Origin of the sequence: Aminobacterium sp. MB27-C1 (assembly GCF_030908405.1) — a bacterium.
Classification (GTDB): domain Bacteria; phylum Synergistota; class Synergistia; order Synergistales; family Aminobacteriaceae; genus Aminobacterium.
In genome coordinates this window covers 1,668,514-1,682,739 of record NZ_CP133089.1, presented here as the reverse complement: position 1 = coordinate 1,682,739, position 14,226 = coordinate 1,668,514, and the positions used below count along the sequence as shown (strand labels likewise).

The 14,226-nt window shown below is 39.5% G+C and carries 16 protein-coding genes; 5 read left to right on the top strand and 11 right to left on the bottom strand.

The window, feature by feature from the left end; translation table 11 throughout:
* Window positions 1-132: 132 nt before the first annotated feature.
* The 3 genes from RBH88_RS08180 to ftcD all read left to right on the top strand — a co-directional run bounded on the left by RBH88_RS08180 (window position 133) and on the right by ftcD (window position 3,618).
* Complete coding sequence (locus RBH88_RS08180) at window positions 133-1,374, top strand: amidohydrolase family protein (RefSeq protein ID WP_307879531.1); 1,242 nt, start codon at window positions 133-135, stop codon at window positions 1,372-1,374.
* Window positions 1,375-1,455: 81 nt separating this feature from the next.
* Entirely contained in the window at window positions 1,456-2,688 is a 1,233-nt protein-coding gene (gene gltS, locus RBH88_RS08175) for a sodium/glutamate symporter (RefSeq protein WP_307879530.1), read from the top strand.
* 33 nt (window positions 2,689-2,721) lie between these two features.
* On the top strand, window positions 2,722-3,618 hold the full coding sequence (gene ftcD / locus RBH88_RS08170; protein ID WP_307879529.1) for a glutamate formimidoyltransferase: 897 nt from the start codon (window positions 2,722-2,724) through the stop codon (window positions 3,616-3,618).
* Window positions 3,619-3,716: 98 nt separating this feature from the next.
* Here ftcD and RBH88_RS08165 read toward each other — a convergent pair whose 3' ends face one another.
* The 8 genes from RBH88_RS08165 to RBH88_RS08130 form a co-directional block, all read right to left on the bottom strand.
* Window positions 3,717-4,238, bottom strand: a complete 522-nt coding sequence (locus RBH88_RS08165; protein WP_307879528.1) for a GNAT family N-acetyltransferase — start codon at window positions 4,236-4,238, stop codon at window positions 3,717-3,719.
* A 196-nt stretch (window positions 4,239-4,434) separates the two neighbouring features.
* Window positions 4,435-4,992, bottom strand: coding sequence for a DNA protection during starvation protein (gene dps / locus RBH88_RS08160; protein ID WP_213699831.1), 558 nt, complete (start codon window positions 4,990-4,992; stop codon window positions 4,435-4,437).
* Between the two features lie 94 nt (window positions 4,993-5,086).
* Window positions 5,087-5,773: an ATP-binding cassette domain-containing protein gene (locus RBH88_RS08155; protein ID WP_307879527.1), complete on the bottom strand. Its 687-nt coding sequence runs from the start codon at window positions 5,771-5,773 to the stop codon at window positions 5,087-5,089.
* A 1-nt stretch (window position 5,774) separates the two neighbouring features.
* A complete protein-coding gene (locus RBH88_RS08150) occupies window positions 5,775-6,593 on the bottom strand; it encodes an ATP-binding cassette domain-containing protein (protein ID WP_213699832.1) in 819 nt (272 codons plus the stop codon).
* Window positions 6,590-7,390 (bottom strand): ABC transporter permease, encoded by an 801-nt coding sequence (locus tag RBH88_RS08145; protein ID WP_213695562.1) that lies wholly within the window; start codon window positions 7,388-7,390, stop codon window positions 6,590-6,592. The genes RBH88_RS08150 and RBH88_RS08145 overlap by 4 nt, the downstream gene beginning before the upstream one ends.
* Window positions 7,387-8,316 (bottom strand): ABC transporter permease, encoded by a 930-nt coding sequence (locus tag RBH88_RS08140; protein ID WP_213691215.1) that lies wholly within the window; start codon window positions 8,314-8,316, stop codon window positions 7,387-7,389. The genes RBH88_RS08145 and RBH88_RS08140 overlap by 4 nt, the downstream gene beginning before the upstream one ends.
* Window positions 8,304-9,842 (bottom strand): ABC transporter substrate-binding protein, encoded by a 1,539-nt coding sequence (locus tag RBH88_RS08135; RefSeq protein ID WP_213691216.1) that lies wholly within the window; start codon window positions 9,840-9,842, stop codon window positions 8,304-8,306. The genes RBH88_RS08140 and RBH88_RS08135 overlap by 13 nt, the downstream gene beginning before the upstream one ends.
* Window positions 9,843-9,856: 14 nt before the next feature.
* Window positions 9,857-10,540, bottom strand: coding sequence for a class I SAM-dependent methyltransferase (locus RBH88_RS08130; RefSeq protein ID WP_213695563.1), 684 nt, complete (start codon window positions 10,538-10,540; stop codon window positions 9,857-9,859).
* Between the two features lie 132 nt (window positions 10,541-10,672).
* On the opposite strand from RBH88_RS08130, the gene RBH88_RS08125 reads away from it, so the two are divergent.
* Window positions 10,673-11,413, top strand: coding sequence for a 4Fe-4S binding protein (locus RBH88_RS08125; RefSeq protein ID WP_213691218.1), 741 nt, complete (start codon window positions 10,673-10,675; stop codon window positions 11,411-11,413).
* Window positions 11,414-11,416: 3 nt separating this feature from the next.
* Here the strand turns inward: RBH88_RS08125 and RBH88_RS08120 are convergent, their stop codons facing one another.
* Entirely contained in the window at window positions 11,417-11,887 is a 471-nt protein-coding gene (locus RBH88_RS08120) for a methylated-DNA--[protein]-cysteine S-methyltransferase (protein ID WP_307879526.1), read from the bottom strand.
* Window positions 11,884-12,498 carry an NAD(P)H:quinone oxidoreductase gene (gene wrbA, locus RBH88_RS08115; RefSeq protein WP_213691220.1) on the bottom strand — a complete coding sequence of 205 codons (615 nt, stop codon included), beginning with the start codon at window positions 12,496-12,498 and terminating at the stop codon, window positions 11,884-11,886. The genes RBH88_RS08120 and wrbA overlap by 4 nt, the downstream gene beginning before the upstream one ends.
* A gap of 109 nt (window positions 12,499-12,607) precedes the next feature.
* Here wrbA and RBH88_RS08110 point away from each other — a divergent pair, with 109 nt between their 5' ends.
* Window positions 12,608-13,249: an L-fuculose-phosphate aldolase gene (locus RBH88_RS08110; protein WP_213691221.1), complete on the top strand. Its 642-nt coding sequence runs from the start codon at window positions 12,608-12,610 to the stop codon at window positions 13,247-13,249.
* Window positions 13,250-13,291: 42 nt separating this feature from the next.
* Here RBH88_RS08110 and glsA read toward each other — a convergent pair whose 3' ends face one another.
* Complete coding sequence (gene glsA / locus RBH88_RS08105; RefSeq protein WP_307879525.1) at window positions 13,292-14,209, bottom strand: glutaminase A; 918 nt, start codon at window positions 14,207-14,209, stop codon at window positions 13,292-13,294.
* Between the last annotated feature and the right edge of the window lie 17 nt (window positions 14,210-14,226).

The following is a 14,226-nucleotide window of genomic DNA, read 5'->3' as shown; positions in this document are numbered from 1 at the left end:
CTAATATAATGTTTCGTTAATTTATCGTATGGTGAATTAAAAAACATAAAGTTGCTTTGGAGGTGAATTGCCGTAACTAGTGAGCGATTTGCGATAAAAGGTAATTTTATTTTTGAAGGCCAAAAAAAGCCCATGGTTGCAGTTATTGATAGAAATAGAGGTGTATTTGAAAATTTTATTTCTACCAATGAATGGAAAAATCTGAAAATCCCTTCTAGTGCAAAAAAAGACTACGGCTCTTATACTATCTCTTTAGGAGACTTTAACGCCCATTCCCACCCTGAGCAGTCAATTTATGTAGAACTAGTAGATCCTACGTGGGATCTAGCTACGTGGTGTAAAAACACTATATATAAATATAGTTGTCGAATGACTCCTAAATTAGTTTATTTAGCCAGTGCACGGGCCTTTTCCCGAATGGCGTCTTATGGCGTTACATCCGTAATGGTTTCTTTCTATTGCCACAACCAGCGTGGAAATGACCTCGATAGAGAGGTCATACGAGCTGCCAGAGATGTTGGGCTCCGCCTTTATTTTGGAAGAATGCACTATGATATCGTGTTAGAAAACGCTTATCCTGAAAAACATCAATCACAACATTCTTACTACGAAACTATTGAACAAGCTACTAAGAATTACCATGCTCTGCAGAAGGAAGTAGAGAAGTTAGAAGACCCTCGAATTGTTATTGCCCCTGCCTTACATAGTTTTCATGCTAACACATTAGAAGCCATTATTCATGGTATCAATCTTGGCTTTGAAAAGGATAGAGTTGTTCAACTACATCTTTCGGAAGATGAGGGAGATGTGCTTTTGAGTCAAAATTTATATGGGAAGCGCCCTGTAGAGGTTCTTGATCAGCTTTATCACAATGGAAAAATTCAATCATTGCGTCATGTTATGCTTTCGGATTGCATTTGGACGAATGATAATGAAAAAGATCTGATAGCTCGACATGGAATGAAAGTTGTCTTGAATTCTAGAATGAATAACAGAGTGAATGCCGGTCAAGCAGATTTAAAAGCCTTTTTAGCACGAGGAATTTTTGTCTACGTAGGAACAGATGGAGAGGCAAGCAATGATGATCTCTCAATACGTAATGAAGTTGCCTATCTTAAAAAGATTAACATAAATATCTCTGTTGAAGAATCTCAAAAATTAGGATCTCTTCCCTTTGATTTTCATACGTACAAAATTGGTGTTATGGAGCCTGGGGCAGCAGCTGATTTTAAAGTTCTAGATGGAGAAAAGCTTGTAGATCTCTACGTCGGAGGAAAGAAAATAATAGAAGAAGGTGTGGTGAAAAATCTCGACGTGCAAGAAGATATAGAAGTTCCTTTGGAATTAGAACGAACCAGAGTATTTGGTTTGTAATTTTCTTCCCAGACGAAAGCTCCCGTAACCCTTTTAGAGAAAAATGTAACTGGAGTAATTATCTTAAGAGGAGGTATTCTCATGACGTGGGAATTTGTTGATAAGATCCTTACTCTTCACCTTGATGGCGTATGGACTACTGCTCTTGCAGCCATTTTGCTTATGTTGGGTTATGGTTTGCGTCATAAAGTTCGTTTTTTTGAAGTTTTTTGTATTCCTGCACCAGTTATAGGTGGCGTTCTTATGTCTTTAATTGCATTAGTTTTGCATCATCAAGGTGGTGGCGCTATTAAGTTTAATACAGCACTTCAGTCACCAATGATGATAGCGTTTTTTACCACAGTAGGAATTGGGGGTAGTTTTGCGCTCCTTAAAAAAGGAGGAAAAGCTCTCATTGTTTATTTAATTTTCTGTTGGTGTCTTGCAGTTTTCCAGAATGGTTTTGGTGCAGGTTTGGCAAAATTGCTTGGAATTCACCCAGCTCTTGGAATTATGGCAGGTGCTGCTTCTCTTGAAGGGGGACACGGAGCTGCTGCGGCTTTTGGGCCAATGGCAGAAGAGTTGGGCGTTGCTGGAGCAAAAGTGGTAGCTATTGCAGCGGCGACTTATGGTCTCATTGCTGGAGGCCTTCTTGGCGGACCTCTGGCGAAATGGCTTATTGATCGACATCATGTTTCTATTGAGGCAAGCCAGGAGGCTCTCTATATTCAAAAAACTGAAAAAGAAAAATTTGACCAATTTTTTTCTAGTTTCGACTTTTTGAAAATGCTTACACTTGTTCTTGTAATCATGGTTTTAGGGAGCTTCTTATCTGGCAAAATTAAGGAATGGTACAATTTCAGTCTCCCTGGTTATGTAGGAGCTATGTTTGTTGCAGTTGTATTCCGTAATTTTAATGACCATTTTTCTTGGGTCAAAATTCATGATAAAGCTATTGAACTTATCTCTGATGTCTCTCTTGGATTGTTTCTTACCATGGCTATGATGAGCCTTCGCATCTGGGAACTTTACGATCTTGCCATTCCTTTAATCGTAATTTTGGCTTTACAGACAATAGCCCTTTTGTTAATCGGAGCATTTCTTCTCTTCCCCTTGTTGGGCAAAGATTATGATGCTGCTGTCATGTGTGCCGGATTTATTGGTCATGGATTAGGAGCTACCCCCAATGCAGTGGCCAATATGGGGGCTGTATCTGAACGATATCAAATGATGTCTCATAAAGCTTTTCTTATTGTTCCTCTTTGTGGAGCGGTATTGATTGATCTCGTTGGATTGCCCAATATAGTTTGGTTCATTAACTTTTTGACAAAATAACCAGATAGGACGATGAGAGGGGAGAGTGTGTTTATGACGAAAAAACTCGTAGAATGTGTTCCAAATTTTAGTGAAGGCAGACGAAAAGACGTTATTGAAGCCATAGTCGATGCTGCCAGAAAAGTGTCTGGAGTTAAAGTTCTCAATTATTCTTCCGATGCTGATCATAATAGAACGGTACTAACGTTTGTGGGAAATCCAGAATCTGCCAAAGAGGCAGCCTTTTCCTGCTGTGCTAAGGCGGCAGAATTGATTGATATGGAAAAACATCATGGAGAACATCCTCGTATCGGTGCGACCGATGTAATTCCATTTATACCTGTTGCGGATGTAACAATGGAAGAGTGTGTTGATCTCGCACATTCTTTGGGAAAAGAAATAGCGGATAAATTGAATATCCCCGTCTACTTTTATGAAGAGGCTTCAAAACGTTCTGATCTCAGGTCTTTGCCTCAGATTAGAAAAGGACAATATGAGGGGTTGAAAGAGCTTATAAAAACGCCTGAACGTACTCCCGATGCGGGACCACATACTATGCACCCAACTGCAGGAGCGACAGCTGTCGGTGCCCGTCCTTTCCTCATCGCATTCAATATCAATCTCTCTACAGGTGATTTGTCCATTGCTAAGAAGATTGCCCAGACGATTAGAGAGGCTAAGGGCGGATACAAATATTGTCGTGCTATGGGGGTAATGTTAGAGGAGCGAGGAATAGCTCAAGTTTCTATAAATATGACAAATTTTGAAGGAACCCCGCTACATCGAGTTTTTGAGACGGTGAAATCTGAAGCCACTCGATATGGAGTAAATATTGTAGGAAGCGAAATAATCGGTTTAACTCCCATGCAGGCATTGCTTGATGTTGCTGAATTTTATCTCAGACTGGAAGACTTTAGTCGGAAACAAGTTCTTGAAGCAAATCTCGATTAAAAAGTAAACAAAGAAATCCCCTCAAATTTACAATAAATTTGAGGGGATTTCTTAATCTATAGGGATAAGTTATTTGCTATTATGGAAAAAGTAGATATTTACATGTCTAGAGAAATCCAATATCGTTGTGTAATTCTTGTCTCTTCATTTATTTCATTTTCAAGTATTCCGCTATTTTTTATGATCGTTTTAGCTGAAGCGATGTTTTGCTTGTCACATGTAAGTAGTGCTTTTGTAATCCCCAAATTTCGAGTTATAGGAAGTGCCAAGGCTAGCATATGAGTTGCAAAACCATTACCACGAAAAAAAGGACGTATACCGTAACCGATATGCCCTCCTGTACGTAATAATGCTTCGTTCAGATAATGTCTAATGTTGATTGCACCGATTATTACCCCATCAGTATTTATAAGAAAAAAGGTACTGGAAGGAACCAGATGAGGGGGAGGAGTTTTTTCATTTTTTTTAGTTTCCTCTACCCATGATTTATAATCTTTTCCCATCAGCCGAGCTGCCCAGGGAATAATCTCTTCATCATTCTTTTGCCATTCCCTTGCGAAATCTAAATATTCTTTTTTTATATGCAAAGAGGGTTTAATCAGTTGTAGCTGCATTCCCATTCAGTATTCCTCTCTTATAGATACACCAAGCCTTAATTCCTCTGGTCAGTACGGCGTATAAAGATAGTTGATTTTACCACATGATTAAAGATCTGTTTGTTCTCTTTTATATGCCAATAGGGAAGGAGAGTAACAAAATAGAAAAAAGGACCTCAATTTAAATTTTGAGGCCCTTTGATATTTAGTGAAAGAAAGTTTATACAGATGGCATGAAAGGGCGTACGAAAGGTGATGTTTCTCCTCTTCTCATAAAGTGACCTGAAGGACCTTCACCTAGAAATTCAGAGAACCATGATTCATGCTCAATTTCTTCTTGTAAAATGGCTTGAGCTAAAGCATAGGTGCGGTGGTCTTTTCCTGCTGTCATATTACAAATGTGAGTATATCCCCGAACGGCGCAACGTTCGGCTTCCACTAATACTTTTAAAATTGCTTTTACATCTGTTGAGTCTTCCGGTAATCTGGCTGGGGGACATGCCGAAATGTCATGGAATGCTTTCATATCGTCGGGAAGTTTACCTCCAAGTTCATAAATACGAGGAACGAGAGCTTCAAAATGATTTCTGTCTTCAATACGAGCAGTCTCAGCAATCTCTTTTATCCCTTCGCCTTCCAGACCAATAAGGTTCGCCCTCAAAATTGTGTAATAGTAGAATGTAGTGAGTTCCGCAGCTGCATTTGATATTAAAAGCTGAAGAAGTTGGTCGACATTGATCCCTGCTTTTTCTACCATTTCTCTTGCAACTTTTGCCACGTGACTCGCCTCCTTTTACTATTTCTTGATAGAGCTTTTATACTCTTTGGAAGTCGGCACGTTTAAGTTTAAACTTTTTGTTTTATTCTGACAACTATTCGAGGTGAATGATCCTTGAACATATAGCCCTTAAAAGAGCTTTGTCGTGAGAAATGAAAAGAATAGTCACGTTTCTTTTGTATGCATCTTCTGCAATCATGTGTGCGACTTTGGCTTGGACTGAAGGATCAAGACGAGATGTAGGTTCATCAGCTACAAAAAAAAGGGGGGAGAAAAGCATTGCTCTAAGAAGGGCAAATCTTTGAAGTTCTCCACCAGAAAGCTGACATGGATATCTATCGAGAAGTTTTTCTGAAAGTGATGCCTTTTTCATTCCTTCATGTAGAGAATCCCACCAATGTTGTTCCGAAGAAAAGACTGCGTGTTTTCCCCATTTATAAAAGTCTCTAAAAACAGTTTGCATCTTTAGATGAGAGGGAAAAGATGAACCTGGATCTTGGTGAATTTTTTGAAAGAGGGGACGAAGTCTTTTTTTCTCTTTATGAGATAGAGTAGATATGTTTTCACCTTTCCATAATACATTTCCTTCATCGGGGGAGATAATGTCGAGTAACAAATTCCCGAGAGTCGTTTTTCCTTTTCCTGATAACCCCCATAAACCTACAATCTCTCCTCTGTATAAAGAGAGAGATAAATTAGAAAAAAGAGTAACACGAGTGTTGTTTTTCCTTGTAAAAATCTTAGAGAGATGTTGCCCTTCTACTACGGGAATATTCCCCATATTAAAGCCACGTCCTTTCAAGCTTTTCCAGTAATTCTTCTGGAATAGGATGTAGCCCACGTTCGGGAAGGGCATCTAGCAGACCTTGCGTGTATGGATGGGTAGGAGACCCCAAGATATCTTTTGATTTTCCCTCTTCCACAAGTATTCCTCTAAAAAGGATGCCTATATTCCCTTCTATCGCAAGAGGGAGAGAAAGGTCGTGGGTAATGCAAAGAAGCGTTTTCCCGTTATTTAAAATTTCTTTTATGAGAAGGATGGCATCTTTTTTTCGTGACGAATCTAGACCTTTGGTGGGTTCATCCAATAGAATAAATTTTGCTGGAGATGCGAGTGCCATTGCCAAGAGCACTCTTTGGGCCATTCCTCCCGAAAGCTTATGAGGTTTTTCTTTAGAAACTTGATAAGGAATGCCTAATATTGAAAGAATGTCTTTTGTTGATTCATTTGCTTGATTCCTTTTCATTCCTTTCGTATATTCAAATATCTCTCGTACTTGGTGGAAAACAGAGAGTAAGGGGTTAAGAGCAGAAAAAGGTTCTTGTGGCATAAGAAAGAGAGATTTTCCCCAGAGCTTTTGCCTTTCACTGTCTTTTAGCAGGAGAAGATTCTGCTTTTCAAAAAAAATTTTGCCCTTGGCGGTGAGCCTTTTAGGAAGTGTTCCTGCAATAGTTTGGGCGATGAGACTTTTTCCGCTCCCTGTTTCGCCTATCAGAAAAAAGACACTTTTTGAGGAAATGGAAAAAGAGACATTTTGTACGAGAGGTTTCTTTTTCTCATCAAGAATAAAAAGATGCTGTACAGAAAGAGAAGAGATCATATGTGATATCCTCCTGTACAATTACGATTTTTCCCGTCCCCAAGAAGAAGAAAGGCAAAGACAAAAAGAAAAATGACTGTTCCTGGTAAAAAAACAACTTGTGGAGCTGTTCTCATGTACGACATTCCTTCAGATATCATGGCTCCTAATTCTGGTTCTGGTGGTGCCATCCCAATTCCTAAAAAACCTAAAGAAGATATTTCTAGAATAGTCTTTCCCCATGCAAGAGCAGCCATTACACCAATGGTAGGAACAAGTTTTGGAAATACGTATTTCCCTAAAAGAATAGGGGTTGGAAACCCTGCTATTTGAGCGGCTTCAACGTAAGGGCTTCCTAAAATTCCCTTAAGTAGGTTGCGTACCATTCGAAAATATTGAGGCCATCCTGTAAAGATAAGAGCAATGACAACTGCGCAAGGTCCTCCTTGAGTAAGAGCGCTTAATACAATTGCCAAGACAATTCCAGGGAAAGCCATAACAATGTCTGTAAATATTAAAAGCCCCTTTTCAATATTTGATTTTTTGTATGCTGCGAGAGAACCGAGAGATAGCCCTATAAATAAAGACCCCAAGACACATATAGCAGACAAAAGAATAGAATTGAAAGCCCCTTTTGCGATGCGAGCACCAAGGTCTCTTCCCAAATGATCCGTTCCTAAAATATGAGATTTAGACGAAGATTCCAACGTATGTAAAAGATTTTGAGCAAAAGGATTCGAATTTCTTAAAAAGAGAAACACTAAACCCAAAATTAGGACAATGAGAATCAGGATCGCTCCTTTTTGTTTTCTTGTCATAGAATGAACCCCTCTGATAACCAATCTGTTAATGTGTTTACCGTAACATAAATCCAGCCTAACAATAATCCAGCACCTTGAATAACAAGAATATCTCCAGAACGGAGAGCGTCTAAAAGTAAACTTCCTAAACCAGGCCAGGCAAAAAGCGTTTCAATAACCACAACGCCGTCAAGAAGACCTGCCGCTTGTAATCCTACGTAAGTTACGATGGGAACAGAAGCATTGAGAAGACCATGAGGGAAGAAGAGGTTCTTTCCACAAAGTCCTTTGTGTTGTGCGAATTTATAATGCTCAGTTTGGCAGGCTTGCTGAATGGATGACGCTATGACTCGTGATGAAGTTGCTGCAAGGCCGATGGCAAGTGTAATAGCAGGCAATACCATGTGGGAAAAAGAAGAAAAACCGGCGACAGGAAAAAAGTGAAAATTGACAGCCAACAAGAGTATAAGAAAGGCTCCTCTGACAAAAGAAGGGAAGGAAACAAGAACACTCGATGCCAAAGAAGAGAGGATATCAACGTAATGGCCAGGGTGACGTCCACAATAGATTCCGAGAGGAAAGGCAAATAAGAAAGACAAGAGTAACGAAAATCCTGCTAAAAGGGTTGTACGTTTGAAAGAGCGTAACAGCATAGGGAAAATTTCTTCGCCTCCTACAAGAGAATGCCCCCATCTCCCCTGAATGACTGAAAAAAGCCAGGCCTTGTAGCGAATAAAGGGATGTTTCTCTAGTCCTTCGCTAGTACGAACATATTCAACAGCAGAAGCTGTTGCACCGTCTAGACCATAACGAGCCATAGCGACATCAAGAGCTCGGTCTCCGGGAGCGAATTCCACTGCAAGAAAGCACAGAGTACTCACTCCCAGAGCAACTATTACCATACGAAAAAAGTATGTCCGAGCGAAAAATATTATTTTGCCCATTCTACCCCTTCTGGATAAGGCCTTACTTCTGAAGGATCAAGAGAGACTCCTTGAATCCTATGATTAACCGTAACATGGTTGTCATACCACGCTATTGGAATAGCGGGGAGCTCTTCTTGTAGAATGCTTGTCATAGTTTTCCGTAACGAAACTTGTCTTTCAGTTTCGAATGTTTCTATGTACGTTTTAACTGCTTCATCAAATGTTGTTGAATTCCAGTTGATAGCTCCCCATCCACCTCGCCCTTTCTCAGGGCCGAAGTCTGAGGTTAATGTACCTATAGGATCGGCAACAAAACCAAAATTTCTAGCAATGAAAGCAGATTCAAGTGTTCCGTTTTTGTTTCCTTCGGGAACCATTCCCGATTTTTCAACTCTGATTTTTACAATAATTCCCTCATTCCGAAGTGCTTGCTGAATGACCTCTGCAATAACAGGAAGGTCTGGACGGCTTGAATACGTTAATATTTCAAAAACAAACGGTTGTCCATTTTTAGTTAGAATTTTTTGTTTTCCTTCAGGAAGCCAGCCTTCTTCTTTAAGTATCTTACGTCCTTTTTCAGGATCGTAATTTAAGGGCGTCAGTTTGGGATTATGCCAAGCAGAAACAGTTGGAAAAAGTTGAGTTGCACCTGATTTGTTGTTTTTTAATAGTGCTTTTGCGATGCCTTCCCTATCGATGAGATACGAAAGGGCATGGCGCAAACGGCTACTTGAGAAAAAGGGGAGTTTAGCATTCACTGTGAGAAGACGAACGCGAGGTAAGGGGTCACTTATAACTGTAAGATTTTTATTTTCTCGAAGCCGCAAAGCTGCATCAGCAGGAATGTCTACAACAATATCTCCTTCTCCTGATTCCGCAAGGAGAACTCGAGTTTCAGGATTAGGAACGGCGAAATATCGGGCATGAGAGATTGATGCGTTGTCTCCCCAATAATCATTAAAGCTTTCGAAGTCAATAACTTTCCCTTCCTGAAAAGATGTCAAGCGATAAAATCCTGTTCCTACCACTTTTACAACTTTACCTTCTTTGTCGAAAGAGGAAGGAGCGCAAATAGCTGAAGCATAATGAACAAGGTACGCAGGTAGAGCAGAAAAAGGACGTTCTGTTGTTACTATAACGTTCATTCCTTCTCCTGAAAAACTTTGAATAGGCGTTCCTTTAAAGAGGCTGCCTTTGGCGAGAGTCCGATTTAATGAAGCGGCAGCAACTTCTCCTGTAAGCGGAGTTCCATCATGAAAAATAACTCCTTTACGAAGTTCGAAAACCCATATAAGCCCATCTTCAGAAACTTTCCATGTTGTAGCAAGACGAGGTTCAATCCCACCTTTTTTATCAGATGTTACAAGAGTTTCAAGACATCCCATACGGGTAAAAACAAATCCTGAAACAACAGGATCTATTGTAGAAGCTTCCCATGCAGAAACAATAGTAAGTGGTTGCCCTTGAGCGCTTGAAGCCGGAGATCCAGAAAAAAATAACAACATAAAGATAAAACAAAAAATTAAGCAAATATTTCTTCTCATATATATTACCCTCCCTATATTTTGGCTGATAAAACAAAAAATTTGTTTTTATACTCATAAGGATTTTCAGAGAAAAGATGATCATATCTTTTGATTTGGGAAAAACCAGCTTGCTTTAATAGGGAAATGCCATTTTCTACAGAGAGACCAAGAAAAAATGGAAGCTGCTCTCTTATTTCAGAATAAGCTTCTTTGAATTTCATAGTGACGGGCTCTTCCTTTGCAAGATAAAGTCGGGGCTCCCACAAACCATCTGCTATAACAAGTTGTCCATGTGGCTTCAAGAGCTTTTTCCAGGAGGTAAGAGCTTGCAACGGATTTGGAAGGGTCCATAAGAGATTTCGACAGGTTATTCCATCGAATAGATTGGGAAAATAAGGCGGTTCCTCTGCATTCCCAAGAAAGAATTCAACGGAGAGATTCTGTTTTTTAGCTTCATTTTTTGCGAAGCTTACCATCTCTGGAGAGAGATCTATGCCTATAACTTTATGACCTTTTTGGGCAAATCCGATAGCAAGAAATCCTGTTCCAGAACCCATATCAAGAAGATCAAGAGGTTGCTTCCCTTTGAAAGGAGTAAGAAAAATATCATGCCATTGATGATGTTTTGAGCATGCGTTGTCGTATACCTTAGATCGCCAACTCCAGTATGATGCTATTTTTTCAGAAGTTTTTTCTTGAGATTTAAATATATTCATGAGGTCCTCCAAAGATGAGGTAGTTATTGCCTTGTAATGGTAGCACATTTTTTGTTTTTTGTGTTACTATTGTTCTTGTATATACCCAAGTGGGTATTTGTGGTATAGTCGTTTAAAGTAAGGAGGGATTATATGAAACGTCAAAATATACGTAAGACTTTGCTAGTTATTTTTATTCTCTCTCTTCCTATAACAATGTTCTACCTTTCACCTCTACTCACTTTGCAGGGGGCATTGAGGGGTATTGTGACCTCAAGTCTTCTTTTTGTGGTTATTTCAGCTATTATTGCTTTTTTTGCAGGGCGGATTTTTTGTGGATGGATTTGTCCCGGTGGGGCAGTACAAGAAGTTCTTTTTCCTGCAAACGATCGTAGAGTAGTTGGTGGCAAATATGATTTCATTAAATATGGCATAGCTATGATCTGGCTTGCTATTCTTATGTTCTTATTTGTAAAAGCCGGGGGAATAATGGCTATTAAACCATTATATGGTATAGAAGGAGGGTTTTCTCTCAGAACATCTACATCATATCTAATGTTTTATATTGCCATGGGGGCTATCGTTATATTGTCTCTTCTTATAGGGAGAAGACCTTTTTGTCATTATGGCTGTTTACTTGCCCCTTTTATGATTGCTGGAAAGTGGGCAGCCACAAAAACAAAAATGCCTCACTTACATCTTGAGGCAGATTCGTCTAAATGTATTGATTGCAAATTATGCACAAAAAGTTGTCCCATGAGCTTGGATGTCAATGCCATGGTTCGCTCAGAAAACATGTATTCCCATGAGTGTATTTCTTGCGGCGCATGCGTAGACATTTGCCCTAGAAAAGTTATTTCATATTCTTTTTCTAAGGCAGGAAAACAAGCATAAATGCTAATTGCTTTTATGTTTTTTTTCTAGATCTAAAAGAAACGATTTTATTTCCAGACCGCCTCCGTATCCAACTAACTTGCCGTTTGCACCGATAACTCGATGGCAAGGAATAAAGATGGGAATAGGATTCCGATTATTAGCGATTCCTACAGCTCGTGAAGCTTTTTTATTTCCGATGCTTTCGGCAATTTGTTGATAACTACGTGTTTCTCCATAAGGTATGTGGCAAAGGCTCTCCCATACATTTTTCATAAAGTCTGTACCAGTCGGAGCAAGAGGAATATCAAATTCTTTGAGTTTTCCTAAGAAATAGTTGTGTAATTGTTCTCCTGCTTTTTTAAGTAACTTTGTTTCGTGAAAAGGTGCCCCTTCAGGAATTTCTTTTTCGAAATAAAGGTTTGTAATTGCGCCTTCGTTTTCAGCGATTGCGATTTTTCCAAGTGGGGTATGATAAAAGAATATATTTTTCATATTTCACGTCCTTTCTTTAGCCACATAGCAACTTCTACTGTTCTTTTTGCCTGATGAAAGATGGCATCTTTAACATCTTCAACCATTCCTAATTTTGAGCTTTGAGTAACGGATGTTCCATATGGGTTTCCTCCAGCCTTGAAAATAGAGCTGTCTGTATAGCCAGGTGGAACGATTATAGCTCCCCAGTGCATCATTGATATATACAGATTTTTTATGGTTGCTTCTTGTCCTCCGTGTGGGTTTTGAGCAGAAGACATGGCACTCACAACTTTGTTTGCAAGTTTTCCCTGAGCCCATAATTCTCCCTGGAGATCTATAAATTGTTTCATCTGTGCAGCAACGTTACCAAAGCGAGTAGGAGTGCTGAAAATTATTACATCAGCCCAGTCTACATCTTCTGAAGAGGCTACTTTAACGTCTTTTGTTACCTCTACATGTGCTTTCCATGCGTGATTTTCGGAGATTACCGATTCAGGAGCAAGCTCTTGTACCTTGCGTATGCGAACATCGGCGCCTGCCATTTCTGCAGCTTCGGCTGCCCAGGTAGCCATTTGATAGTTTGTTCCCGTCATACTGTAATAAATGATGGCACATTTTACCTTCTCCATACGTTATACCTCCTTTTTTATAAAACAATTTTCTTTATTTTACCCTAATACTTTCTATAGTGTACTATGATAAAAAGCTCAATGTGAAACAGTATTGGGAGGCGAAAGAATGCGGCTTCAGAAAGAACGAGAAATGATCGTGGAATATTGTCAAAAAATGGTTACGGCTAGGTTAACTACAGGAACTGGCGGGAATATGAGTTTTTATAATAGAGAAACGGGAGAGGTTGCAATTACACCTACTGGTGTTGATTATTTTGAAATGAAAGCAGAAGACGTCCTCATTATGGATATAGACGAAAATATTATAGAAGGAACTCGAAAACCATCTAGTGAGACGGCAATGCATATGACTCTTTACAAAAAAAGAAAGGATATTAATGCTATAGTCCATACTCATTCTGTTTTTGCGACAACTATAGCGTGTCTACGTTGGGAGTTGCCAGCAGTACATTATCTAGTAGGATTTTCAGGGAACAAAGTTCCCTTGGCACCGTATGCTACCTATGGAACTTCAGAATTGGCTCGTAATGTAGCTGAAAGTATTGGTCATTATAATGCCGTTCTTATGGAAAATCATGGATTATTAGCTGTTGGTTCTTCCATACCACAGGCTTTTGGAACGGCAGAAGAAATAGAGTTGGTAGCTGAAATCTATTACAGAACTAAATGTATTGGTAATCCTGTGATTCTATCAGATGAAGAAATGGAGAAGATTGTTCTTAAATTCAAAGGCTATGGTCGACAATAGGATAAAGAGAGGGCCCGATGAAAAGGGCCCTCTCTTGTCGTCTTAGAGAATGCGTAAATTAAATTCGTTTACGATATCTTCTAAGACACGTATGCCAGTGACAGAGTTCCCTTTTGAGTCAAGGGGGGGACCTACTACTGCGATTCCTCCGCGATGAGGTACAGTAGCAAGAATGACTCCGCTTACACCGCTTTTAGCAGGTACTCCTACGCGAACGGCAAACTCTCCAGAAGCATTGTACATACCGCATGTAGCCATAAGAGATCTCAAAATTTTACACGTTTTATCAGAAAGAACGTGTTTCTTAGTTTTGGGGTTAATTCCTCCAGAGGCAATTGTAGCTCCCATTATCGCGAGATCTTCAGTGGTAGCTTCTATGCTGCATTCTCTAAAATACACATCTAGAATGTCTTCTATATTGCCTTTTAATGTTCCTACACTTTTCATAAAGAAGGCAAGTGATCTGTTACGATCCCCTGTCGCTTTTTCAGACAGAAATGTCTTCTCATTAATTTTTAAATTGTAGTTTCCTGTCATTTCCCGAGAGAGATTAAGGATAGCTTCAAAACACTCCTTAGCACTTTCATAGGGCAATATTGATACGATTACTATTGCTCCAGCATTGATTAAAGGGTTATGAGGAATATGTGGATAGTCTATTTCAAGACGTACTATAGAGTTAAAAGAATCGGCGATGGGATTCATCCCTACATGAGAAAAAACAGTTTCTTCTCCAAGAAGCTCTAATGCTAGGGCTAAAGAAAGAAGTTTAGAGACAGATTGCATGGAAAAACGAAAGTCTCTATCTCCTGCACTAAATATATCCCCTTCGAGATTTGAAACAGATGCGCCGAGTATCTTTGGATCTGCCTTTGCCAGATCTGGAATATATCGAGCGACTTTTCCTTGTGTGTATAATGGTCTGCATTTGTCTATAATTTCGGTTAATCTTTCTCTCATTTCTTATTTCCCCTCCT